The sequence below is a fragment of the Burkholderia sp. 10_S31 genome (assembly GCF_056930375.1).
Genome location: NZ_JBXOWK010000001.1, coordinates 2,607,418 through 2,630,247, shown reverse-complemented (window position 1 = coordinate 2,630,247; position 22,830 = coordinate 2,607,418). Strand labels below are relative to the sequence as shown.

The 22,830-nt window shown below is 62.8% G+C and carries 21 protein-coding genes and 1 pseudogene; 15 read left to right on the top strand and 7 right to left on the bottom strand.

Annotated elements, in window-relative coordinates; all coding sequences use genetic code 11:
- Positions 1-8 precede the first annotated feature (8 nt).
- Both AC1Z3W_RS11765 and AC1Z3W_RS11760 read left to right on the top strand, forming a co-directional pair.
- Positions 9-1,460 carry an MFS transporter gene (locus AC1Z3W_RS11765; protein WP_483507638.1) on the top strand — a complete coding sequence of 484 codons (1,452 nt, stop codon included), beginning with the start codon at positions 9-11 and terminating at the stop codon, positions 1,458-1,460.
- A gap of 479 nt (positions 1,461-1,939) precedes the next feature.
- Complete coding sequence (locus AC1Z3W_RS11760) at positions 1,940-3,070, top strand: porin (protein WP_483507637.1); 1,131 nt, start codon at positions 1,940-1,942, stop codon at positions 3,068-3,070.
- An 80-nt stretch (positions 3,071-3,150) separates the two neighbouring features.
- Here the strand turns inward: AC1Z3W_RS11760 and AC1Z3W_RS11755 are convergent, their stop codons facing one another.
- The 5 genes from AC1Z3W_RS11755 to AC1Z3W_RS11735 form a co-directional block, all read right to left on the bottom strand.
- Entirely contained in the window at positions 3,151-3,846 is a 696-nt protein-coding gene (locus AC1Z3W_RS11755; protein WP_060067727.1) for a GntR family transcriptional regulator, read from the bottom strand.
- 147 nt (positions 3,847-3,993) lie between these two features.
- Positions 3,994-5,607 (bottom strand): bifunctional 3-(3-hydroxy-phenyl)propionate/3-hydroxycinnamic acid hydroxylase, encoded by a 1,614-nt coding sequence (locus tag AC1Z3W_RS11750; RefSeq protein WP_483507636.1) that lies wholly within the window; start codon positions 5,605-5,607, stop codon positions 3,994-3,996.
- Positions 5,608-5,697: 90 nt separating this feature from the next.
- The gene (locus AC1Z3W_RS11745; RefSeq protein WP_483507635.1) at positions 5,698-7,131 is read right to left on the bottom strand and encodes an aldehyde dehydrogenase family protein; all 1,434 of its coding nucleotides are present in this window, start codon (positions 7,129-7,131) and stop codon (positions 5,698-5,700) included.
- 77 nt (positions 7,132-7,208) lie between these two features.
- Complete coding sequence (locus tag AC1Z3W_RS11740) at positions 7,209-7,772, bottom strand: VOC family protein (protein WP_483507634.1); 564 nt, start codon at positions 7,770-7,772, stop codon at positions 7,209-7,211.
- Between the two features lie 28 nt (positions 7,773-7,800).
- A complete protein-coding gene (locus tag AC1Z3W_RS11735; RefSeq protein WP_483507633.1) occupies positions 7,801-8,655 on the bottom strand; it encodes a fumarylacetoacetate hydrolase family protein in 855 nt (284 codons plus the stop codon).
- Between the two features lie 120 nt (positions 8,656-8,775).
- Here AC1Z3W_RS11735 and AC1Z3W_RS11730 point away from each other — a divergent pair, with 120 nt between their 5' ends.
- From AC1Z3W_RS11730 to AC1Z3W_RS11715, 4 genes are all read left to right on the top strand, one after another.
- Positions 8,776-9,357 (top strand): amino acid synthesis family protein, encoded by a 582-nt coding sequence (locus AC1Z3W_RS11730; protein WP_483507632.1) that lies wholly within the window; start codon positions 8,776-8,778, stop codon positions 9,355-9,357.
- Positions 9,358-9,491: 134 nt separating this feature from the next.
- Positions 9,492-10,601: an alcohol dehydrogenase catalytic domain-containing protein gene (locus tag AC1Z3W_RS11725; RefSeq protein ID WP_483507631.1), complete on the top strand. Its 1,110-nt coding sequence runs from the start codon at positions 9,492-9,494 to the stop codon at positions 10,599-10,601.
- Positions 10,602-10,828: 227 nt separating this feature from the next.
- Positions 10,829-11,218 (top strand): cupin domain-containing protein, encoded by a 390-nt coding sequence (locus AC1Z3W_RS11720; protein WP_226148445.1) that lies wholly within the window; start codon positions 10,829-10,831, stop codon positions 11,216-11,218.
- A 44-nt stretch (positions 11,219-11,262) separates the two neighbouring features.
- Positions 11,263-11,856: a malonic semialdehyde reductase gene (locus AC1Z3W_RS11715; protein WP_124494236.1), complete on the top strand. Its 594-nt coding sequence runs from the start codon at positions 11,263-11,265 to the stop codon at positions 11,854-11,856.
- Between the two features lie 171 nt (positions 11,857-12,027).
- Here AC1Z3W_RS11715 and AC1Z3W_RS11710 read toward each other — a convergent pair whose 3' ends face one another.
- A complete protein-coding gene (locus AC1Z3W_RS11710) occupies positions 12,028-12,978 on the bottom strand; it encodes a LysR substrate-binding domain-containing protein (protein WP_483507630.1) in 951 nt (316 codons plus the stop codon).
- 130 nt (positions 12,979-13,108) lie between these two features.
- Between AC1Z3W_RS11710 and AC1Z3W_RS11705 the strand changes: the two genes are divergently transcribed.
- The 4 genes from AC1Z3W_RS11705 (at position 13,109) to AC1Z3W_RS11690 (ending at position 16,349) form a co-directional block, all read left to right on the top strand.
- The gene (locus AC1Z3W_RS11705; protein ID WP_483507629.1) at positions 13,109-14,296 is read left to right on the top strand and encodes an acyl-CoA dehydrogenase; all 1,188 of its coding nucleotides are present in this window, start codon (positions 13,109-13,111) and stop codon (positions 14,294-14,296) included.
- A 6-nt stretch (positions 14,297-14,302) separates the two neighbouring features.
- Positions 14,303-15,541, top strand: a complete 1,239-nt coding sequence (locus AC1Z3W_RS11700) for a CaiB/BaiF CoA transferase family protein (protein WP_483507628.1) — start codon at positions 14,303-14,305, stop codon at positions 15,539-15,541.
- 58 nt (positions 15,542-15,599) lie between these two features.
- A complete protein-coding gene (locus AC1Z3W_RS11695) occupies positions 15,600-15,812 on the top strand; it encodes a hypothetical protein (protein ID WP_234745145.1) in 213 nt (70 codons plus the stop codon).
- Between the two features lie 288 nt (positions 15,813-16,100).
- Positions 16,101-16,349: an Arm DNA-binding domain-containing protein gene (locus AC1Z3W_RS11690; RefSeq protein WP_242431724.1), complete on the top strand. Its 249-nt coding sequence runs from the start codon at positions 16,101-16,103 to the stop codon at positions 16,347-16,349.
- A 236-nt stretch (positions 16,350-16,585) separates the two neighbouring features.
- Here the strand turns inward: AC1Z3W_RS11690 and AC1Z3W_RS11685 are convergent.
- Positions 16,586-16,723 (bottom strand): annotated as a pseudogene (locus AC1Z3W_RS11685) (IS6 family transposase); the annotation flags it as partial.
- Positions 16,724-16,872: 149 nt separating this feature from the next.
- On the opposite strand from AC1Z3W_RS11685, the gene deoC reads away from it, so the two are divergent.
- The 5 genes from deoC (at position 16,873) to AC1Z3W_RS11660 (ending at position 22,826) form a co-directional block, all read left to right on the top strand.
- Positions 16,873-17,883, top strand: a complete 1,011-nt coding sequence (gene deoC / locus AC1Z3W_RS11680) for a deoxyribose-phosphate aldolase (RefSeq protein ID WP_057923909.1) — start codon at positions 16,873-16,875, stop codon at positions 17,881-17,883.
- Between the two features lie 22 nt (positions 17,884-17,905).
- Positions 17,906-20,299, top strand: coding sequence for an aldehyde dehydrogenase family protein (locus tag AC1Z3W_RS11675; protein ID WP_483507627.1), 2,394 nt, complete (start codon positions 17,906-17,908; stop codon positions 20,297-20,299).
- A gap of 63 nt (positions 20,300-20,362) precedes the next feature.
- Entirely contained in the window at positions 20,363-20,842 is a 480-nt protein-coding gene (locus AC1Z3W_RS11670) for an RbsD/FucU family protein (RefSeq protein ID WP_483507626.1), read from the top strand.
- Complete coding sequence (rbsK, locus tag AC1Z3W_RS11665) at positions 20,839-21,777, top strand: ribokinase (RefSeq protein WP_057923906.1); 939 nt, start codon at positions 20,839-20,841, stop codon at positions 21,775-21,777. The genes AC1Z3W_RS11670 and rbsK overlap by 4 nt, the downstream gene beginning before the upstream one ends.
- Complete coding sequence (locus AC1Z3W_RS11660) at positions 21,774-22,826, top strand: ABC transporter permease (protein ID WP_173938471.1); 1,053 nt, start codon at positions 21,774-21,776, stop codon at positions 22,824-22,826. Before rbsK ends, AC1Z3W_RS11660 begins: the two co-directional genes overlap by 4 nt.
- Positions 22,827-22,830: the final 4 nt, after the last annotated feature.

Genomic DNA, 22,830 nt, shown 5'->3' with positions numbered 1-22,830 from the left:
AACGGGGGATGCGCGCTGATCGGGGGTATTCCGGATTAGCGCTCAAGGAGCGTCTCGCGAGCAACAACTGCTCGGGGCGCTCCCTTCATTCCGCTATCGGCGACCCGCCCGGTGTCGTCATGCGCACGCTGTCGACCGTATCGTCCGTTGCTTCCATCATTCCACATCCGCGCTCCGATAGCATGCCTTCCAAAAGCCGCTCGTCCGGGAAGTTTCCCGGCGATGTCCCAACTTCACGACATCAATGGTTCGCCGTATTTGCCGTCGCGGTCAGCGCATTTGCGTTCGTCACTTGCGAATTTCTACCGGTCGGCCTTCTGGCGCACATCGCTCTGGATCTGCATGTCACGTCCGGGACGGCAGGCTTGATGATGACTTTGCCCGGTGTGATGGCTGCCTTGGCCGCGCCGACCTCGGTGGTTGTTGCTGGAAAATGGGATCGCAGGTACATACTTTTGATATTAACCGGATTGCTGACGTGCTCAAGCTTCGTCAGTGCGTACTCGACGAACTTCACGACGATGCTTGCCGGCAGGGCACTGTTGGGGATCGCATTGGGAGGGTTCTGGACGCTCGCGACCGCAGCGGCGGGGCGCATGGTGCAAGCCCGGGATACGGCGCGTGCGATCGCATGCATCCTGGGCGGGGTTGCATCGGCTACTGTCATTGGTGTGCCGCTCGGGACACTGATCGCTACGCTCGCGTCCTGGCGGGAATCGTTCGTTGCGACCGGTGTCCTCGCAACGGTAGCGCTTTTTGCGCAGGTCGCCTTCGTGCCGAAGCTGACAGCTGAAACCACCGTGGGCGTTCAGGACTTCATTTCGCTGCTGCGCCGGCCGCACGTGCGTCTGAGCCTGATGATGGTGGCGTTCGTATTCGGCGCGCATTTTTCCACCTATACGTACCTGGAACCTCGTCTCGGAGAGGACTTTTCGGTATCGGAGATTTCAAGCCTGCTGATGGTGTTTGGTATTGTCGGCTTCATGTCGAACGTGACGCTTTCGGCGGTGATGGATGGCCACGTGAAAGTCGCCACCGCGATCGCGACGGCTCTGCTGTTCTTCGCATTGTTGCTGATGGTGGTACTGGATCACGCGCGAATCGGCGAGGCCGCAGCATTGTCGCTCTGGGGCGTAGCGTTCGGTGCAATCCCGTTGTGCTTCAGCATCTGGACTCAGCACGATGCCGCTGACTGCCCCGAAGTCGGTTCGGCACTCTTCATTTGCGTTGTTCAAGTCGCCATCGCGATTGGGTCCGCCGTGGGTGGGCTGATCGTCGATCATAAGGGCATACGAGCAGATTTCTCTATCGGGTGTATTTCCTCCGTGCTCGGGTTGGTGACCCTATGCACACTGAAAGCCCCATCGTGCGGGCATCTGGCGATTTTGCCTGCTACGGGTAGACCCCTTGTCGGCCAACATCCTGGCTCGTCACATCGAGATAGTCCCCCCAGTCTCTGAATGACCGCCATCTAATCCAACGATTCGCCTAACCTTTTCCCGCTTCAGATCGCAGTCTGGAGTTGATGGGATCGTGCGACCCGGCGGCCACACCGCAACCGGGCAGGACGTACTTGCCGCGATCGGGGAATACGAACTCGCCGCCGTCGTGATCGTTATGAAAGTCATTGAGTCACGAACACGTGCAGCGTTGAAAGACCATCACGGTTCGAAGCGAAGCCTCGCTTCTCGGCCTTCTCCCCCGGATGCTGGTCGCTGACCCTTTGCAACTTCATTGACGTGCCACGTAGCGTCCGCCGCAGCGCGTGGAGTAGCTGCAGCTTCGACGTCGGCTTGCGTCTTCATGCTGCAGCGCACTCACGCGTAAACACGGAGTTTTGCGTCTTGCAAAGCCGTGTAGAGTGTGCGCAAAGAATATAAATATGCACAAAAAATTATCTTAGGCATTTCTTGTGCACATTGGCGACTTCGTAAACGATATGGAGGAGACGACGGTGAAAAGGTGGGTCATTACGTCAATTGCCTGCGCGACAGTGGGTCTGGGCCCGGTATCGTGTGCCTATGGGCAAAGCAGCGTGACGCTCTGGGGCTTGCTCGATGCAGGTGTGTCATACATCAGCAATACGTCGGGCCACCCTGCATGGCGGCTCGACGACGGCATCGCGTTGCCCAACCTGCTGGGATTTCGCGGGACCGAGGATCTCGGTGGCGGCACCCGCGCGGTGTTCCAGCTGGTGACGCAGTTCACGCTGCAGGGCAATCTCGTCGCTCAGAAGAGCAACGGGAGCGGTACCGGAACCGGGCTTTTCGCGCGCAATGCATGGGTCGGCCTCGACAACGCGCGCTTCGGCAAGCTCACGCTCGGACGCCAGTACGACTTCATGGTCGACACGCTGTTCGCCGATGTCGGGGCCGATATGGCGATGTATGGCGGCGGATTTTACGGCTTCCGGGATGGTCCGTTTGCGAAGCTCGGCGTTCCTGATTCTCCGCCGAACGAGGCGTTCGACTTCGACCGCATGAACGGCGACACGCCTCTTGGCAACGCGGTCAAGTACACGAGTCCGTTGCTGGGAGGATTCCGGTTCGGCGGAATGTACGCATTCGGCGGCGTGGCCGGGGATTTCCGCCAAAACAGCGCGGAAAGCTTCGGTGCCAGCTACGGTGCCGGCGCGTTTGCATTCGGCGCGGCCTATACCGACGTGCGTTATGCGTCATTGCTCGGCGACAGCATCAGGAACTACGGGCTCGGCGCGAAATATCGCGGCGACAAGCTGCTGCTGACGGCGCTGTTCACTGACACGCGCAATACCCACAACGGCGCGGTTGTCAACGCAGCGGAGGTCGGCGCACTGTATCAGTTCACGCCGGCGTTCTCGACGAGCCTCGCCTACACCTACATGTGGGGGAACGAGGTTGTCGACCGCAATCACGCCCATCAATGGGGGGCCGTTGCGAAGTACCATCTGTCGAAGCGGACGGCCGTCTATCTGCAATCGGTGTATCAGCTGACGAACGGGGGGGCGAATGCGGCGATCAACGGGACGTTCGGCCCGTCGAGCAGTCGCTCGCAGTTCATCGGCCGGATCGGCATGCAAACGATGTTCTGATTGATCCGTGCGACGGCGGCGGGAGTCGTCGTCGCAATGGGGTGCATTCGCAGACGCAGTATCGGGGCACTGCGCGCGACTTACTGCACCGATGCCAATTGCCGTTCCAGTGCGGCGGCAACACGAGTCAACGTTCCTTCTATATGCTTGCGCAGCAATTTCGCTGCCTTGTCTTTTTCCCGTCCGATCGCCGCTTTCATCAGCGCTTCGTGTTCCGCGCCCTTGTGGCGTTCCTCCGTCCGATGGAGTGCCGAGTAGCGCCGATAGCGTTCGGCGCGGTCGAACAGCGATCCGACCATGTTCAGCAGCAGCGGGCTTGGCGTCGCGGACAGCAACGCCATATGATAGGCGCGATGGCGCTCCGACCAGTCGTCGTCGAGGGCCACAGGGCCGGTACCCATCCGTTTTTCGGCGAGGCTCAGCCGATGGAACGCCGTCAGCACGGCAACTTCCCAGTCGTCGTCGCCATGCTCGATGGAATCCATCAGCGCTTCGTGTTCAAGCAGGATGCGCAGGCGCGTGATGTCCTTGAAGTCGTCGATACTGATCGGTGCGACCCAGAAGCCGCGATTCTCGGTCGCCTGCACGATTCCGTCCTGCGCGAGGCGGTTCAGTGCTTCGCGAATCGGTGAACTGCTAAGACCGTAGGTCTTCGACAGACTCTCGACTTTCAGGCGCGTGCCTGGCTCCAGTTCACACCGGATGATCGAGGTTTTCATCCGTGCGAAAGCAACATCGATGAGCGGGGCACCATTGGAGGCAGGTGTCGAATCCATGGCGTGGCATTCCGGATTGTCAATGCGGTAATTTTATGCGCAAAGCTCGCTTCTATGCAAGATTGACTCGAAAGGCTCGTCGAACAAAAAAAAGCGCTCGGGCAAAGCACCGAGCGCTGAAGGCTGTTACATGATGCGCGTTCCGGATCAAAGGCTCGTTGCCGGCGCCTCAAGTGCTTGCGAGCCGTTGGTGGCCAGCGCGCCCACGAGCTCGTCGAGCAGCGCAAGCGCCTCATGCGGCTCGCGGCAACCACCGTACACATAGTGATCGGGGCGGGCGAGAACCACACGGCAATCGTGTTGAGCCATCCAGCCGGTCAGCACGCCACTGACGTCCTGATACGTATCCGGCGAGGCATCGGGCGCGAGCGCGTCGGGCCCGATCGAGACGAACCGGATCGCCGGATACTGCAGGCGATCGCATGCCTGCCGAAGTTGCGCGACGGTCGCGACATCAGTACGTGCGTCCACCGCGAGCCGGAAGGTCGCGCCGGTCACGTCGTCGAGCAGGCGCTCGTCGCCGGTGGACGTCCGCACGCGTGGTTGCGGAAACAGCAGCCCGCGTGGCCCGTCGCTCGAAGCGGACAGAAAGCCGTCGCTCAACCCCGGGATCAACGATTGCCGGACCATTCCCTGCGGATTGGCGGCCATCTCCGCATGCAAGCGCTCGTCGCGCGCGCTGGCCGCGACCGGATCGCGTTCACAGATCAGCTTGCCCAGTTCCTTCGTCACGAGTGTCGTGCGCTTGACGTGCGGCAACCGTTCAGCCTGGTAGCTGTCGAGCAGTGCCGTACCGGCCTTGCCGCGCGAAACCATCGCGATCTTCCAGACGAGATTGGACGCATCCCGGATGCCTTGACACATTCCCTGCGCGAGGAACGGCGGCGTCATGTGCGCCGCGTCACCGAGGAAGAATATCCGTCCGGCTTGCCAGCGGCGCAGCACGAGCGCGTGAAACCGGTAGGCGGATGCACGCCAGATTTCGTATTCGTCGTCGGCGAGCCAGCGCGAAATCAGCTTTTTCACGAATTCGGGCCGGCAGGCCTCGGCAGGCGTCTCGTCCGCGTTGATCATGAACTCCCAACGGCGGCAGCGGCCGGGTCCGACGACGAACGTCGAAGGGCGCGCGACCTCGCAATACTGCACGTTGGTTGCCGGCAGGCTCTCGCCGGCACCGTCTTTGAGCATCACATCGACGACGAGCCATGGCTCGTCGAAGTCGAGATCCTCCATGTCCAAGCCGAGCCGCGTACGGATCGGGCTCGTTCCTCCATCGCAGGCCAGCACATGGCCCGCGGTGAACGTGCGTTGCTCGCCCGACGCCAGCGAGATCGTCACGGATGCGGCATCGTCGTGCGATTCGGCCGCGGTCGCTTCCGCACCGAGCTCGACCCTGACCGACGGGTAGCCGGCGAGATTGTCGCGCAGGATTCCTTCGATTTGCGGCTGCATGAACACGTAGTTCGGTGCCCAGCCGAGCTGGTACGGCGGGGCTGCCGCGTCGATGCGGCGGATCACCCGCGTGTCGGTCGTCCGGTATTCGGACGGGCGGTACGGCATCACGTATTGCGCGATCCTGTCTGCGATCCCGAGGTTGGCCAGGATTCGCATGATTTCCTGGTCGAATCCCATTGCCCGCGGCTTGTCGTAGACAGTAGGCGACTTGTCGACGACCAGCGTACGCAGGCCGGCCTGACCGGCCAGGTTGGCGGCGACTGCACCGACCGGGCCGAGACCGACAATGATCAAATCGAAGTCCACATCTCCTCCATGTTCATATTCGTTCCGCCAGAGCCGACCACGTTCGCCCGGCGGTGCGGGCGGGTCCACCGGACCGTCGCCCGACTGATCTCAGTATGCCTTCGTGTAGGCGGTCTTGACGGTCGTGAAGAATTCGGCGGCGTATCGGCCTTGCTCGCGCGGGCCGTAGCTCGACGACTTCGTGCCACCGAACGGCACGTGATAGTCGACCCCCGCGGTGGGCACGTTGACCATCACCATCCCGCTGCGCATGTGTTGCCTGAAATGCGCCGCATGTTTCAGAGACGTCGTACAGATGCCGGCTGACAATCCGAACTCGCTGTCGTTCGCCATCTCCAGCGCCTCGTCGTAATCCTTCGCCGGGATAGCGCACGCGATCGGGCCGAAGATCTCCTCGCGCGCGATGCGCATCGTCGGTGCCGCGTCGGAGAACAGCGCCGGCGTCAGAAAATGGCCTCGAGTGCTGCGGACGACGGTCGTTCCGCCGCAGATCAGCGTCGCCCCTTCATTCCGGCCGATTTCCACGTACGCTTCGTCCAGTCGCAGTTGCTCGCTGTCGACAACGGGCCCGATTTGCGTGTCGGCGTCGAGCGCATGCCCGACTCGGAGCTGCCCGAGTGCCTCCGCAACACGGTTGACGAAGCGCGTGTAAATGCCTTTCTGCACGATGAAACGGGATGATGCGGTGCAGCGCTGCCCGGTCGAGTAATAGGCGCCCTGTATCGCACAGTCGACGGCGACGTCGAGGTCCGCGTCGTTCAGGACGACGAGCGGATTCTTGCCGCCCATCTCGAGCTGCATCCGCTTGAACTGGCGCGCGCCCTGCAGCAGCAGGTTCCGCCCGGTATCGACCGATCCGGTAAACGAGATCGCGTGGATGTTCGGCGAGGCGACCATCGCGTTGCCGACGACACTGCCGCGCCCCATCACGAGATTGAATGTGCCGGGCGGAATGCCGCTGCGGTGGATGATGTCCGCGAGCGCCCATGCGGATCCCGGGACGAGGTCCGCCGGCTTGAAGACGACGCTGTTGCCGTGCGCCAGTGCCGGCGCGATCTTCCAGGCCGGAATGGCCATCGGGAAGTTCCACGGCGTGATGATGCCGACGACACCGACCGGCTCGCGCGTGATACTGACATCGACGAGCGGCCTGACCGACGGCAGGGACTCGCCGCCCGAGCGCACCGCTTCGGCGGCGTGGAACTTGAATATCTGCCCGGCACGCGCGACTTCGGCAATGCCCTCGGCAAGCGTCTTGCCTTCTTCACGCGACAGCAGCGTACCGAGTTCCGTCTGTCGCGAGAGCAATTCGCTGCCGATCGCGTCGAGTGCATTCGCTCTGGCCTGGATGCCGCTGTCCCGCCAGCCGCGTTGAGCGTCGCTAGCGGCGTCGATTGCCTCGTGTGCCTGCTCGACATCCGCGTGCGCATAGTCGCCGATCGCGTCGTCGAGATCGGACGGATTGATGTTGCGGCGTGAAGTGGCGCCGGTGCGCCACGACCCGCCAATCAGATTGCACTTCATGACCAGTGATCTCCCCCATTTTTGCAGGGTGGCGTCCGCCTGCCGTCGAACGCGGCGGACGCTGCGGATTGGTATGTCTATTCGTCGAACGCGGTGCGCTGGGCGGCGATGCGTTCGCGCATTGCCGCGATCCATGCGTCGCGCGTCAGGAAGCCCGGGCGGCGCTGGCACATCGCTTCCGTCCGTCTCAGGACTTCAGAGCTCGGGAGATCGAGATCGAGCGGCTCGCGACAAGGCTGCGCGGTGAAGAATGGGCTGTCGACGTAGAGTTCGATCGGATTGCCTTCCGGATCCTTGAAATAGATCGACCACGCGTTACCGTGATCGACTTGCTCGATACCGGCGACGCCCGCGCGTTTCGCGCGTTGGTAATACGTGCGCAGATCGTCCAGCGAATCGAGCAGGAAGGAAAGCTGGTTGACCGGGTTGAAGGGGAGGTCGGTGGGCTTTCCATCGAACAACACGAGCTGATGATGGATTTCCGGATCCTGCGTCATGAAGTACAGATTGTGTCCGGTCGACGCGACACCCTTGTCGCTGATCACGAACCCGAGTGCCTTGCGGTAATAGTCGACCATCCGGTCGAGGTCGCTGCAGAAGATTCCGCAGTGGGTGAACTGAATTTTCGGCAATGCTGCCATGATCGTCTCCTGATTGTTCGAGTATCGCTCACGCTTCCTCGGCCACGGGGTTCGACAGCGTGCCGACCCCCGGGATCACCACGTCGAAGGTGTCGCCAGGCTTCAGGAACACCGGCGGCTGGCGCTTGAAGCCGATCCCGCTCGGGGTGCCGGTCGCGAGGATGTCGCCCGGCTGCCAGTCGAGCGCCTGCGATACGTATGCGATCAGGGCCGGAATGTCGAAGGCGAGTTCGGACAGCTTGCCGATCTGCATCTGTTCGCCATTCAACAGACCGTGTACCGAGAGTTCACGGTAGTCCGGAATTTCGTCGGTCGTGACGAGCCACGGGCCGAGCGCGCCGGTACCGCGGAAATTCTTGCCCATCCCGTATTGGTGCGTATGGAACTGCCAATCACGGACGCTGGCGTCGTTGAAGCACGTATAGCCGGCAACATGGCTCATCGCGTCTTCCGGTGCGATATGCGAACCGCCGCGGCCGATGACGACCGCGAGTTCGGCCTCGAAATCGAAACTGTCCGAAATGGTCGGACGAATCAGCGGTGCACCGTGCGGCAACAGGGTTTCCGCGTAACGATGGAAGATGACAGGGTACTTGCCGACCGTGCGCCCGGCTTCCGCTGCGTGCGCGACATAGTTGATGCCGACGCAGATGATCTTGTTCGGGCGTGGAATGACCGGCTCGAGTTCGACATCGGTCAACGGGAAATCCGCGGCCGCGGCCGCGGCGACGAGCCGGCGTGCTTCGTCCAGTGCCGCGTCATCCGCGAGCAGTGAAGCGAGATCGGCCAGCGCCGGCATGCGCGACGCGAGATCGACGATCCCTTGTTCCTTGATTGCACCGAAAGCGGCCTTGCCGGCCCGGCGATACGACACGAGTTTCATTGCTCCTCCGTTTGGGCATAAAACATGTTTTTATGCATATTACATCGGAATGGATATAATGCAAGCACGGGAGCACAAACTGGCTCCCGGCGATCCGAACAATTTTCGTGGAGCAGAAAGATGCCGCTGGTCAATGTCAGAAAGATCAAGCTCGATGTGGAGGAGGTCTGGCACGAAGGGGGAGAGCGCGTGAGCGAGCCGCTGCGGGTTGCGGTCGCGACTGCCGTCGTCGCGAATCCGTATGCGGGGCGGTACGAGCCCGACCTGCTGCCGTTCATGCAGGCGCTGCGCGAACTCGGGCATGACCTCTCGTCACGCCTCGTGGCGCTGCTCGGCGGCGCGGAGAACGTCCAGGCGTACGGAAAGGGCGCGATCGTCGGCGAGGATGGCGAACTCGAGCATGGTGCCGTATGGCACGAAGCCGGCGGCTGGGCGATGCGGGAATCGCTGGGCCAGCCGAAAGCCATGGTGCCGTCGGCCAAGACGATCGGCGGCGTTGGTGCGCGCCTGATGGTGCCGCTGGGCCATATTCAGGCGTCTTATGTCCGCAGTCACTATGGCACGTGCGAGGTGACCGTCTGGGATGGCCCGCGCCGCAACGAGATCGCGTTCGCACTCGCGATGGCGACGGGCGGGCGCGTGCATGCGCGACTGGGCGGCCTCGCGGCGTCGGACGTCAAGGGTCTCGACGGCCTGCGATGAAGTTCAGGCGGAATCTGAGTTTTTATGCATAAAAATTGATATCATGCATTTAGCTTGGCTTGAGTCGCAGACAGATGACCGGGCCGGTGAATGTGTGTTGCGAATACACGAAGAGTGACAGACAGGAGACAGACATGACGAAGATGATGCGAGCAGCACGGATGCACGATGTCGGCGCACCGATGGTGGTGGAGGATATTCCGGTGCCGTCGCCGCGGCCGACCGACGTGCTGGTGAGAGTCAAGGCATGTGGCATCGTGCCCAACCTCGGCAACGTGCTGAGCAACTGGCAGAAATGGTTTCCCCACCTGCCGCTGCCCCGACTGCCGGCGATTTTCGGTCTCGACGCGACGGGCGTGATCGAGGAGGTTGGCAGTCAGGTCCATGCGTTCAACGTGGGGGACCGCGTCTACGTGAATCCGGCGCGCTATTGCGGCGGTTGCCGCGCGTGCCGCTCGGGTGATACCACGGCCTGTCCGTACTACACATTCAACGGCTATTTCGGGTTCGGCCAGCGATCGCAGGCCATCTTCGACGACTATCCGTACGGCGGGCTGTGCGAGTTCATGACCGCGCCGCAATACAGCCTGGTCAAGATACCCGACAACCTGAGCCATGAGACCGCGGCGCGGTTCGGCTATCTCGGCACCGCCTATCGTGCGCTGAAGAAGGCGGAAGTCGGGCCGAGCAGCACGATCCTGGTCAACGGCATCAGCGGGACGCTCGGCATCGGGGTTGCACTGTTCGGGCTCGCAATGGGGGCGCGGAAGATTCTCGGCACCGCACGCAACAAGGAATTGCTGCAGCGCGTGAAGGCGATTGCGCCGGATCGCATCGAGGTCCTGGCGCTCGATGACGAGCCGGTCGACGCATGGGCGGCGCGCATCACGCGCGGGGAAGGCGTCGATGCGGTGATCGATGCGCTCGGGCCGGGCGCACCGCATACGACGCTGCAGGAGTCGCTGAAGACGCTGCGACGTGGCGGTCATCTCGTCAATGTCGGCGCGGTCGCCGGCGACGTGCCGGTCAATCTTCACTACATGATGGACAACGACCAGCGCCTGAGCGGCTCCGCGTGGTTCACGGCTGGGCAAGGACAGGAAATGGCGGACATGGTCGAATCCGGCGTCGTCGACCTGTCGGTCTTCGAACACTGCACGTTCAAGCTGGAGGACATCAATGTCGCGCTGGGCGGGATCGAGAATCGCAATGGCGGCTTCAGCAACTACGTGATCTGTCCGTAAAGCACATCGGCGACACTTCCGCGTCACATCGGCGCCGGGGTGTCGTCGGCCGAAAGCGTTTCCTTACAGCGAGGCAACTCATGCACATTCGACGCGTGGTGACCGGCCGTGATCCGCACGGCCGGTCCGTCGTGATTTCCGATGGCCCGACACCCCGAACTGTCCTGTTCGGCACCATTCCCGGACATGCATTCGCACAGGTGTGGACGACCGCGGCATCTCCGTCGATGGCGACGACGGCCGATCCGACGGTCGGAAAAGACACCCTGATTCCGCCGGCCGGCGCGACCAGTCTCCTGGTCGTCACCTTTCCGCCGGATCAGGTCATGGCGGCTCCGCAGTTCGATCCGGCAGCGGCGGCAAACGAATGTGCCGCGCGCATGCCGGATCTCGCGGCGACGTTCGAGCCTGATCATCCAGGCATGCATATGACCGAAACGGTCGACTATGCGCTCGTGCTGTCGGGCGAGATCTGGCTGGAGCTCGATGACGGGCGGGCGACGCGGCTCGGGCCAATGGATGTCGTCGTGCAGAACGGCACGCGCCACGCATGGCGCAACAAGGGGAACAGCCCGGCGACCGTGGCGTTCTTCATGGTCGGTGCGACGCGCACATGACGCGCACGCATGGTCTTTCGATGGTCGATCTGGAGGAAAACGGTATGAACGAGCCGCTCGATACCCGCGCGCGCCAGCAGTTATTTACCGACGCACGCAGCCAGAACGCGTGGCTGGACCAGGCGGTGCCCGATGCGGTGCTGCGTGACCTGTACGAACTGACCCGGTGGGGTCCGACGAGCATGAACTGCTCGCCGATGCGCGTCGTGTTCGTGCGGTCGCCGCCGGCGCGCGAAAGGCTGTTGTCGGCGGTTTCTCCAGGGAACGTCGAGAAAGTGCGTACCGCGCCGGTCGTTGCGATCATTGCGCAGGATGTGGCGTTCTACACGCAGCTCGACAAGCTGTTTCCGCATCGGCCGGGCGCAGCGAAGATATTCATCGAGCAACCGGAGCTGGCACGCGACACATGCTTTCGCAACAGCTCGCTGCAGGGTGGCTATTTCATCATGGCGGCGCGCACGCTCGGTCTCGACTGCGGGCCGCTGTCGGGATTCGACGCGGCCAGAGTCGATCAGCTGTTCTTCGAAGGCACGGCACTGCGCGTGAACTTTCTTTGCTGCCTCGGGTATGGCGATTCGGGCGGACTTTTTCCCCGCAGCCCGCGGCTCGATTTCGACGAGGCGTGCGAGATTCTATAGGTAGTCGGCGCGGCGACCGGTTATCCGGCGCCGCGTTTGCTCATGCGATCGACACCATCGCGGTAGTAGCGTGCAGCGCATATCGTGCCGGGCGCGGCGGCGAGGCCGTCAGTCACCCATGCGCTTCAGTTGACGCGCACACTCGCGAAACGCCGTTTCGATCAGATGCAGTCACGGTGCGGGCCGGTGATGTCGCGCGCCGCGTGATTGAGCCATGTGCGCAATGTTCTCGTTGTATCGTCGCGCTTCGCCGCACAGCCATTCCCGAAACGCCGACAGCGTCGAGCTTTCCGCCTTGGCTTCCGGGTAGATCAGGAAGTACGCATTCCCGGTCGGATGTTCGTAGCGACCGACCTGAACCAGCGTCCCGCGCGATAGTTCGTCCTCGACGAGCAGGCGAGGAATCAATGCGATTCCGATTCCGCTCGACGCCGCTTCGGCCAGCATCGAGAACAGTTCATAACGCGGTCCGGACAGGTCGCCTTCCATTTCGCGTCCTTGCGCCGCGAACCATTCGCGCCATGCGTACGGTCGCGTACTTTGCTGCAGCAACCGATAGCGCCGCCAGTCCGCCCGAGTCGGCTGGATGCGCGACGCGACCAGCTTCGGGCTGGCGACCGCGATCACGCTTTCCTGCATCAGCAAATCGCCGGCCGTACCGGGCCACGGCGCGGGGCCTGCGTGGAGCGACGCGTCGAACCCTGTCGCATCGAACATGAACGGACGCGGCATGGCGGTCAGATTGACGGTGATGTCCGGATGCGTATCGATGAACGCCGGCATGCGCGGCAGCAGCCAACGGGTTGCGAAGGTCGGCACGGCCGCGAGCTCCAGGGTACCGCCTTTGCCGCCCGTCGCCATCATCTCCAGCGCGTCGTATTCGATCTGATCGAGTCTCGATGCCACACGGCGGCTATACGCCGCACCGGCTTCGGTCAGTGTCACGCCGCGTCGGGTGCGCCGAAACAGCTTCACGCCAAGAAATTCCTCGAGCACACCGATCTGACGACAGATCGCACTTTGCGTGACGGCGAGCTCGTCCGCCGCTTTCGTGAAGCTCTGGTGGCGAGCGGCGGACTCGAATGCGGACAAAGCCGTTGTGGAGGGGATCGTGCGGCGCATGATGCGTGTCCAGGTGAGTAATGAAATTAACGAGTGAGATTTTTGCACATGTCGGTGCAAACAAATCGTTTGTTTTGACGATACATGGCGAATAAAGTTGGCGTAACACCTTCACGCAGGCGATCAACAAATGACCAATGCACACAAATCGAATTCGTTTCAATGGGACGACCCGCTGCTGATGGACCAGCAGCTTGGCGAGGAGGAGCGCATGGTGCGCGATTCCGCGCACGCGTACTGTCAGGAGCGGCTGGCACCGCGCGTTCTGGATGCGTTTCGTCGCGAGCAGACCGATCGGGCGATCTTTCGCGAATTGGGCGAGCTGGGCCTGCTCGGCATCACGATTCCGGACACCTATGGCGGCGTGGGGAGCAACTACGTCAGCTATGGCCTTGTCGCGCGCGAGGTCGAACGTGTGGATTCCGGCTATCGCTCGATGATGAGCGTGCAATCGTCCCTCGTGATGGTGCCGATCCATGCATTCGGCAACGAAGCGACTCGCCAGAAATACTTGCCCAAGCTGGCATCGGGGGAACTGGTCGGCTGCTTCGGCCTGACCGAGCCGAATCACGGTTCCGATCCGGGCGGCATGGCGGCGCGCGGGCGAAAGGTCGACGGCGGCTATCGCCTGACGGGCAGCAAGATGTGGATCACGAACAGCCCGATCGCGGACGTCTTCGTCGTCTGGGCGAAGGACGACGAGGGCGCGATTCGCGGTTTCGTGCTGGAGAAGGGCTGGAAGGGTTTGTCGGCGCCGGCGATTCACGGCAAGGTCGGGCTGCGTGCGTCGATCACCGGCGAGATCGTGATGGACGATGTGTTCTGTCCGGAGGAGAACGCGTTTCCGGACGTCCGCGGCCTCAAGGGGCCGTTCACCTGCCTGAACAGCGCGCGCTACGGTATCGCGTGGGGCGCGCTCGGCGCTGCCGAGGATTGCTGGCATCGCGCTCGGCAGTACGTGCTCGATCGCAAGCAGTTCGGCCGGCCGCTTGCCGCGAATCAACTGATCCAGAAGAAGCTTGCCGACATGCAGACCGAGATCGCGCTCGGTCTGCAAGGTTGCCTGAGGCTCGGCCGGATGAAGGACGAAGGCACGGCGGCCGTCGAGATCACGTCGATCATGAAGCGCAACTCATGCGGCAAGGCGCTCGACATTGCGCGGGTCGCGCGGGACATGCTGGGCGGAAACGGGATCAGCGACGAATTCGGCATCGCACGGCACCTCGTGAATCTTGAAGTCGTGAACACGTATGAGGGTACGCACGACATCCACGCGCTGATCCTCGGCCGGGCGATCACCGGCATTGCCGCATTCTGAGCCGCCATGGAAACGATCGCACAGCAAGGCGCATTGGCCGGCCTCCGCGTACTCGATCTGTCGCGGGTGCTGGCCGGGCCGTGGGCCGGCCAGCTTCTCGCCGATCTCGGCGCCGATGTCGTCAAGGTCGAGCGGCCGCGGACGGGCGACGACACGCGGGCGTGGGGCCCGCCGTGGCTCCTCGATGAAGACGGACAGTCGACGGGCGAATCGGCGTACTACCTGAGCGCCAATCGCAACAAACGCTCGATCGCGGTCGATCTGAGCCGGCCGGACGGTCAGTCGCTGGTTCGGCAACTCGCGCAGCAGGCCGATATCGTGCTCGAGAATTTCAAGGCCGGTGGCCTTGCGCAGTACGGGCTGGATTACGCGACGCTCAGCGCCGAGAACCCGCGCCTGATCTACTGCTCGATTACCGGGTTCGGGCAGACGGGCCCGTATGCGTCACGTGCCGGTTACGACTTCCTGATACAAGGGATGGGCGGCCTGATGAGCGTGACGGGGCGCGCCGACGGCACGGAAGGTGCCGGCCCGGTGAAGGTCGGCGTCGCGCTGACCGACGTGATGACGGGGCTGTATGCGACGGTTGCCGTGCTGGCCGCCGTTGCCCATCGTGAGCGCACGGGGCGCGGACAACACATCGATCTGGCGCTGCTCGACGTGCAGATCGCCGCGCTCGCGAACCAGGCCGCCAATTACCTGGTCGGCGGCATCGTGCCGCGGCGGATGGGAAACGCACATCCGAACATCGTGCCATACCAGGACTTTCCGACGGCCGATGGCCACATGATCATCGCGGTCGGCAATGACAGCCAGTTCACCAGCCTCTGTGCGGTGCTCGGTCAGCCGCAATGGGCGAGCGATGCACGTTTCTCGACGAATCCTTTACGCGTACAGCATCGTGACGAACTGGTCGCGCTGATTGGCGCAGTGACCACGTGCCGGTCGACCGACGAGTGGGTCATCGCGATGGAGGCGGCGGGCGTGCCGTGCGGGCCGATCAATGGGCTCGACCGGGTATTCGCGGACGAACAGGTCAAGGCGCGCGGCATTCGTATCGAGATGCCGCATGCATCGGCCGGCAGCGTGCCGCTCGTGGCAAATCCGATCCGAATGTCCGATTCGCCGGTCCAGTATCTTCGTCCGCCGCCGCGGCTCGGCGAACAGACCGATGAGATCCTGGGCGCATGGCTGGGACTGAGCGAAGAAGAGATCGACGCATTGCACGAGAGAAAAATCATCTGACATCATGATTTCGAGATGCGATCCTTCACTGGGCTGGGAGGCAATCTGCGAGGCACGGATGGTTGCCGCTGCTACCGCGAACGCGGACGATGCTTCGGTATGGAGATGGTTTGCGGCGATGCTCGAAGAGCGGCGCATCCGCTGGCGCTTCATGTTCAACGCGTGGGTCGTTCATGTCGACCGGAAGGAAGTCGCGATCGAATCGAGCTTCTATGAGGCGATCCGATCCGCCAAGTACGAATCGGAAGAACTTGGCCTTGGCGCACTTTAGTATGAGTTGGATTGCCGCTGCGGCAAATGTGGGTAGGATCGTGGATAAGAAGCCTGCTGCGATGGAGGGAGTCTTACCTGGCGGCCCTGAGGCAGCGGTGGTTGGAATCGGCTGCCTTCCGCCCGGCAAGGCTTCCCGGGCATTCCAGCAGCTTCCGAAGGCGTCCTTTAAGTCGCTGATTTCAAATCGGTTTATGGGTGGCGACGTGCTTGCTGCTTCCGCCAGATTTCCGCACAATTTCTGCCCGATGTATGGGCAGGAAGATGGGTAAGCGGGTAGGAGGGAGTCATGTCAGGACGACAATTACACTGGCTCGGTGCGTTGCGGGTTGCCAAGGAGGTGACTCCGGGCCATTACGCCGACGGTGGTGGTCTCTACATGCAGATCGCGGACAGTGGCGCGCATTCCCGGGTGTTCCGCTTCAGGCTCAACGGATGTGCACGGGAAATGGGCCTCGGACCTGTATCGCGCGTTTCGCTCGGCGAGGCACGGCGGCTGGCCTCGACTTCCCGTGACATGGTCAGGGGATCTGATTGATCCCATCCTCGCGCGGCGTGAACGGCAGCGCCGGCAGTTGCTCGACATCTCGTCGGATTGCGATCTGCACGGCAATCATCAACTCGACACCGGATTCTCTCCGACGATCTTCGCGCCGCGCAGCGTCACAAACCTCTCATCGAGACGCCAGGTGCTACCCGGCTTGCGCCGCACCGCTTTGACACGACGGGCAAAGCCCGCGCCGAATTTGTCGCACCAGCGACGGATTCATCGTTCACGACCACACCGCGCTCGAACAGCAACTCCTCAATGTCGCGCAGGCTCAGGTGGAACCGGAAATACCACCGAACCGCGTGGCTGATGACCGCCGCCGGAAGCCGGCGGTCGTGATAAAGCGATTTGGTCTTATTCATCACCACGTCTTACCCGGCCACTTCCTCAACGTGACAGCACCCAGCCGACCAATGGAGGTTTTCCCTATGTCATGATCGTAACATCGGCGTGATACGATGATCTCAAGTTATCGGATGATGTTGTGCATCACACAACAACGAGCCTACCTATGTTCGATGAAGCATCTCATTCCGTCATCGCCTGGCCGGGTTACGCGCATGCGTCAAGCGCCCGCGCCCGCAATCCTGGCGTTCCCTTCGATCTGGCGTGGCTCGATTCGCTGCGTGTGAACAGGTCGGCGGTCGAGCAGCGTGTCGCGACGCTCGGCACGCGCCGTTCGGTCAAAAAAGATGCACAGGCCGCGTGGCTACTCAAAGCCATTACGTGCATCGATCTGACCACGCTCTCTGGGGACGACACCGCGGGTCGCGTCGAACGTTTGTGTGCAAAGGCTCGCCGCCCGGTGCGTGACGATCTGCTCGAAGCGCTTGGCATGCCGGCGCAGTCCATCACAACCGGCGCGGTCTGCGTGTATCACCGCTTTGTTGGCACTGCGGTCGCGGCGCTGGCGGGCAGCAGCATTCCGGTCGCGGCAGTGTCCACCGGTTTTCCTGCCGGACTGATTCCGCATCCGCTGAAGCTGAAAGAGATCGAAGCGTCCGTGGCGGATGGCGCCGCCGAGATCGATATCGTGGTGACGCGCGAACACGTGCTGACCGGCAATTGGCAAGCGCTGTACAACGAGATGCGCGACTTCCGCGCTGCGTGTGGCGACGCTCACGTAAAGGCGATTCTCGCCACTGGCGACATCAACACGCTGTCGAACATCGCGAAGGCGTCGATGGTCTGCATGATGGCTGGCGCCGATTTCATCAAGACGTCGACTGGCAAGGAAGGTGTCAACGCGACGCTCGCCGTGTCGCTCGTGATGGTGCGCATGATCCGCGAATACTTCGAGCGCACCGGCATTGAAATCGGCTTCAAGCCGGCCGGCGGCGTGTCGACCGCGAAGTCGGTGCTGGAATACCAGATCCTGATGAAAGAAGAACTAGGAAGGCAGTGGCTCGAACCCGATCTGTTTCGCATCGGTGCATCGAGTCTGCTGGCCGATATCGAGCGGCAACTCGAGCATCACGTGACCGGCCGCTATTCCGCCTTCCATCGTCACGCTCTCGCGTGATCTCGCACAACGAAGACCCCACATGAGCGTAGCTGAATACTTTTCTTCGATGGAATACGGACCCGCCCCGGAAGACGACAAAGCCGCGCGCGCGTGGCTCGCTGAGCATGAGAACGTCTTTGGCCATTTTATCGATGGTGCTTTTCGCGTGCCGACGTCCGGCGACGGTGCCGAAACATTCGAATCCCGCGAGCCGGCGACGGGCCGGGTGCTCGCAAACATCGCGCAAGGCGACAAGGCCGATGTGAATGCAGCGGTCGTCGCCGCACGCAATGCGCAGCCTGGCTGGCAGGCATTGGGCGGCGCGGGCCGTGCGCGGCATCTGTATGCACTTGCCCGGATGGTGCAGCGGCATAGCCGGCTCTTCGCCGTGCTCGAATCGCTGGACAACGGCAAGCCGATCCGCGAGACGCGCGACATCGACATTCCGCTTGTCGCGCGGCACTTTCTGCATCACGCAGGGTGGGCACAACTCCAGGAAAGCGAACTATCGGGTTGGCAACCGCTAGGCGTCATCGGGCAGATCGTGCCTTGGAATTTTCCGCTGCTGATGCTGGCGTGGAAGATCGCGCCAGCACTGGCAACCGGCAATTGCGTGGTGCTGAAGCCCGCTGAATTTACGCCGCTGACGGCACTCCTGTTCGCGGAACTCGCCCATCGCGCGGGGCTGCCTGCGGGCGTGCTCAACGTCGTCACGGGAGACGGCCGTACCGGCGCGGCGCTGGTCGAACATCCGCAGGTGGCGAAGATTGCATTCACTGGATCGACCAGTGTCGGCCGGCAGATCCGCGCCGCGACCGCAGGCTCGGGAAAGTCGCTCACGCTCGAACTCGGCGGCAAGTCGCCGTTCATCGTCTTCGATGATGCCGATCTGGATGGCGCGGTCGAAGGCGTGGTCGACGCGATCTGGTTCAATCAGGGGCAAGTCTGCTGCGCGGGTTCGCGTCTCCTGGTGCAGGAAGGTGTCGAAGCGCGCTTCATCGAAAAACTGAAGCGCCGGATGGAGACGCTGCGGGTCGGCCATTCGCTGGACAAGAGCATCGACATGGGTGCCATCGTTGACGAGGTGCAGCTGGAGCGTATCAGGTCGCTCGTCGCACAAGGCGAGATGGAGGGGTGCGAGGTCTACCAGCCTGCGAATCTGCGGATGCCTGACAACGGCGTGTTTTTCCCGCCGACGCTGGTCACCAAAGTCGCGCCCGCGTCGACACTTGCGCAGGAAGAAATATTCGGACCGGTGCTGGTCGCGATGAGCTTTCGCACGCCCGACGAAGCAGTCGCGCTCGCGAACCATACACGTTACGGTCTGGCCGCGAGTGTGTGGAGCGAGACGATTGGCCGCGCGCTCGATATCGCGCCGCGTCTTGAATGCGGTGTCGTGTGGGTCAACGCGACGAACCTGTTCGATGCGGGTGTCGGCTTCGGTGGTTATCGCGAGTCGGGCTTTGGACGGGAAGGCGGCCGCGAAGGGATTTACGAGTACCTTGAGCCGCAGGCGTGGACTGATCTGCCGCTGCGCTCGAACGAACGTCACGAGGTGAAGCCCGTCGCGCAAGCCGATGTCTATCTTAGTACGATGGATCGGACCGCGAAGCTGTTTATCGGCGGCAAGCAGGTGCGTGCGGACAACGGCAGCTCGCGCGTCGTGCGTGCACCGTCCGGGTTAGTCGTCGGAGAGGTGGCAGACGGTAGCCGCAAGGACATTCGCAATGCGGTCGCAGCGGCGCGCGGCGCGACGAAGTGGTCGCAGGCCAGCACGCACAACCGCGCTCAGATACTGTATTACCTCGCTGAAAACCTGTCTGCGCGCGGGGACGAATTCGGGCGGCAACTCGTGATTCGCGCGGGATTGGACGCCGCCGCCGCCGAACGCGAAGTCGAGGTGTCGATCACGCGGCTGTTCACGTATGCCGCATGGGCCGACAAGTTTGACGGCGCGGTCCATTCGCCGCCGTTGCGCGGCGTCGCACTCGCCATGAACGAGCCGCTTGGCGTGGTCGCCGTGATCAGTCCGGACGAAGCACCGTTGCTGGGTTTCGTGTCGTTGATTGCACCGGCGCTTGCGATGGGCAATCGGGTAGTCGTCGTGCCGAGTGAACGCTGCCCGTTGATGGCGACGGATTTCTATCAGGTCGTCGAGACGTCGGACGTGACGGCGGGGGCATTGAACATTGTCACCGGCGAACATGCCGCGCTTGCGAAGACGCTTGCGCAGCACGATGACGTCGACGCGCTCTGGAGTTTCGGCGGCGCAGCGCTCTCGACGCTTGTCGAGCGTGAATCGGTCGGCAATCTGAAGCGTACGTTCGTCGATCATGGGCGCGTGTTCGACTGGTACGACGCGTCCGCGGAAGGCTTGCCGTTCCTGCGGCAGGCGGTGCAGGTCAAGAACATCTGGATTCCGTACGGCGACTGATCGTCGCCGCTGATGGCCGCGGGATCAGACCTTCAACGGGCGCCCGCAAGATGGAGGAGATACATGCTGAAAAATATCGATCCGTTGCTCAACGCTGACGTGCTGTATGCGCTCTGCTCGATGGGCCACGGCGACGAAGTAGTCGTCTGCGATGCGAACTTCCCGGCGGATTCCGTCGCCCGTCAAACCGTGCTGGGCAAGGTGCTGCGGCTCGACGGCGCGAACGCGCCACGCGCCATTCGCGCGGTGCTGTCGGTGTTGCCGCTCGACTCGTTCGTCGAGCATCCGGCGGAGCGCATGGAAGTGGTCGGCGATGCCGATGCGTTGCCTGCAGTGCAGCGTGAAGCGCAGCGGGAAGTCGATCGCGCGGAAGGACGGTCGACGCCGTTCGTGTCGATCGAGCGCTTCGCGTTCTACGAGCGCGCAAAAAAGGCGTACTGCGTGATCGCCACCGGCGAAGCGCGCGGCTATGGCTGCTTCATTTTCAAGAAGGGCGTCGAGCTTGCGCCCGATACGCCTGCCGTTGCGGAGGCCTGTCAATGAGCGTCGTCATTCTCGGTATCTATGTGACCGACCTCAGCTTCCGCGCGAGCCGGATGCCGGCGCTCGGCGAAACGATTGCCGGCACCTCGTTCGCGATGGGCCCGGGCGGCAAGGGATCGAATCAGGCCGTGGCTGCCGCACGAGCCGGCGCGGATGTCGTGTTCTGCACGCGTATCGGCGGCGATGCATTCGGTGCAATCGCGCAATCGACGTGGGCCGCCGAAGGCATCACGGCGCGTGCGACGGTCGTCGACGACATGGCGACCGGCGCCGCGCATATCTACGTCGACGACGTCACAGGCGGCAACGCGATCATTGTTGCTGCTGGCGCTGCGGGCACACTGGGCGTTGCCGACGTCGACGCAATGGAGGCGGACATTGCAAAAGCGAAGGTGTTCGTCACGCAACTGGAACAACCGGTTCCGGCGGCGAAGCGCGGTCTCGAACTCGCGCGCCGCCACGGCGTGACGACGGTGTTCAACCCCGCGCCGGCCGTGCCGTTCGACGACGACATGTTCCCGTTGTGCGACTTCATCACGCCGAACGAAACCGAAGCGACGGCGCTCACGGGTGTGCCGATCGAAACGGTCGACGATGCCCGTCGTGCCGCCGATATCCTGCTGTCGAAGGGCGTGCGTGCGGTGATCGTGACGCTCGGCAAGGCGGGCGCGTTGCTTCACACGCGTGAGGTTTCGGAGCACGTGCCCGCATTCGATTGCGGCCGTGTCGTGGAAACCGCGGGTGCCGGCGACGGCTTCGCAGGCGGATTGGCCGCGGCGCTGTCGCGCGGCGATTCTCCGCTCGATGCGGTGCGCTTCGGCTGTGCGCTGGCAAGCCTGTCGGTCACGCGAGCGGGCACCGCGCCGTCGATGCCGACGCTCGACGAGATCAACGCGGTACTCGGCGCTCACGTAGCGCTCGCGGCTCAATCATGAATGGCCTGAACATGACGTCCTGGTTCAGGGACAAACAACTGAACTTCCTGGTCGGCGTGAACCTGCTGATTGTGATCGTCGCGACTGTGCTGTCGCACGGGCAGTTCGTCGACATTGACAACCTGCAATCGATGGGTGGTCAGTTGCCTGAGCTGGGGTTGCTCGCGCTCGGCATCATGCTGTCGATGGTGTCGGGCAATGGCGGCATTGACCTGTCGGGCGTCGGGCTCGCGAATCTGTCGGGAATGGTTGCAGCGATGCTGTTGCCGCATATGGTCTCCGCCGACGATTCGCCCGCTCTCTACACTGCCGTGTTCACCGCGATCGTGCTGACGATGGGCGTGCTCGGCGGCATGCTGAACGGGATTGTCATCGCACGCCTGCGCCTGACGCCGATCCTGTGCACGCTCGGTACGTCGCTACTGTTCACCGGTATTGCCGTCGTGCTGAGCAACGGCGCGTCGGTACGGGTTGAGTACGTCGATCCGTTGTCGGCGATCGGCAACGGTACGTGGCTCCAGATTCCGATCTCGTTCGCGATTTTCGCGGTGACCGTGCTCGTGCTTGGCTGGGTGCTGAAGCGCATGCCGTTCGGTCTGCGTCTGTACCTGATGGGGACCAATCCAAAGGCGGCGTTCTACGCGGGCATTCCTCGCACCCGGATGCTGGTCATCACGTATGGCCTGTGCGGCGTGCTGGCGTCGCTTGCCGGCCTGATCAGCGCCACGCACACGTCGAGCGCAAAGTGGGACTACGGCAACTCGTATCTGTTGATCGCAATCCTGATCGCGGTGATGGGCGGCGTGAATCCATCGGGCGGCTATGGCCGCATCGTCTGCGTATTCCTCGCCGCGACGGCACTGCAATTCCTGTCGAGCCTGTTCAATCTGCTGGGCGTTTCGCAGTTTTTTGGCGATTGCGCCTGGGGTTTCCTGCTGCTTGCTTCGCTGGCGTTTGCGGGTGGCGAACGGGTTCGCACCATCTTCGGCATTGGCGGCGCACGAGCGGCGCCCAACGTGCCGCGGCCACCCGCATCGACCGGACGTTAGGTTC

What these genes read in the sequence shown, in the direction of transcription:
- AC1Z3W_RS11730 (WP_483507632.1), top strand. Translation starts at nt 8,776, where the DNA reads ATGCCGCTGGTCAATGTCAGAAAGATCAAGCTCGATGTGGAGGAGGTC.
- AC1Z3W_RS11760 (WP_483507637.1), top strand. Translation starts at nt 1,940, where the DNA reads ATGGAGGAGACGACGGTGAAAAGGTGGGTCATTACGTCAATTGCCTGC.
- AC1Z3W_RS11705 (WP_483507629.1), top strand. Translation starts at nt 13,109, where the DNA reads ATGACCAATGCACACAAATCGAATTCGTTTCAATGGGACGACCCGCTG.
- AC1Z3W_RS11715 (WP_124494236.1), top strand. Translation starts at nt 11,263, where the DNA reads ATGAACGAGCCGCTCGATACCCGCGCGCGCCAGCAGTTATTTACCGAC.
- AC1Z3W_RS11735 (WP_483507633.1), bottom strand. Translation starts at nt 8,655, where the DNA reads ATGAAACTCGTGTCGTATCGCCGGGCCGGCAAGGCCGCTTTCGGTGCA.
- AC1Z3W_RS11660 (WP_173938471.1), top strand. Translation starts at nt 21,774, where the DNA reads ATGAATGGCCTGAACATGACGTCCTGGTTCAGGGACAAACAACTGAAC.
- AC1Z3W_RS11690 (WP_242431724.1), top strand. Translation starts at nt 16,101, where the DNA reads ATGTCAGGACGACAATTACACTGGCTCGGTGCGTTGCGGGTTGCCAAG.
- AC1Z3W_RS11700 (WP_483507628.1), top strand. Translation starts at nt 14,303, where the DNA reads ATGGAAACGATCGCACAGCAAGGCGCATTGGCCGGCCTCCGCGTACTC.
- AC1Z3W_RS11695 (WP_234745145.1), top strand. Translation starts at nt 15,600, where the DNA reads ATGGTTGCCGCTGCTACCGCGAACGCGGACGATGCTTCGGTATGGAGA.
- AC1Z3W_RS11675 (WP_483507627.1), top strand. Translation starts at nt 17,906, where the DNA reads ATGAGCGTAGCTGAATACTTTTCTTCGATGGAATACGGACCCGCCCCG.
- AC1Z3W_RS11755 (WP_060067727.1), bottom strand. Translation starts at nt 3,846, where the DNA reads ATGGATTCGACACCTGCCTCCAATGGTGCCCCGCTCATCGATGTTGCT.
- AC1Z3W_RS11710 (WP_483507630.1), bottom strand. Translation starts at nt 12,978, where the DNA reads ATGCGCCGCACGATCCCCTCCACAACGGCTTTGTCCGCATTCGAGTCC.
- AC1Z3W_RS11745 (WP_483507635.1), bottom strand. Translation starts at nt 7,131, where the DNA reads ATGAAGTGCAATCTGATTGGCGGGTCGTGGCGCACCGGCGCCACTTCA.
- deoC (WP_057923909.1), top strand. Translation starts at nt 16,873, where the DNA reads ATGTTCGATGAAGCATCTCATTCCGTCATCGCCTGGCCGGGTTACGCG.
- AC1Z3W_RS11765 (WP_483507638.1), top strand. Translation starts at nt 9, where the DNA reads ATGCGCGCTGATCGGGGGTATTCCGGATTAGCGCTCAAGGAGCGTCTC.
- AC1Z3W_RS11740 (WP_483507634.1), bottom strand. Translation starts at nt 7,772, where the DNA reads ATGGCAGCATTGCCGAAAATTCAGTTCACCCACTGCGGAATCTTCTGC.
- rbsK (WP_057923906.1), top strand. Translation starts at nt 20,839, where the DNA reads ATGAGCGTCGTCATTCTCGGTATCTATGTGACCGACCTCAGCTTCCGC.
- AC1Z3W_RS11670 (WP_483507626.1), top strand. Translation starts at nt 20,363, where the DNA reads ATGCTGAAAAATATCGATCCGTTGCTCAACGCTGACGTGCTGTATGCG.
- AC1Z3W_RS11725 (WP_483507631.1), top strand. Translation starts at nt 9,492, where the DNA reads ATGACGAAGATGATGCGAGCAGCACGGATGCACGATGTCGGCGCACCG.
- AC1Z3W_RS11720 (WP_226148445.1), top strand. Translation starts at nt 10,829, where the DNA reads ATGGCGACGACGGCCGATCCGACGGTCGGAAAAGACACCCTGATTCCG.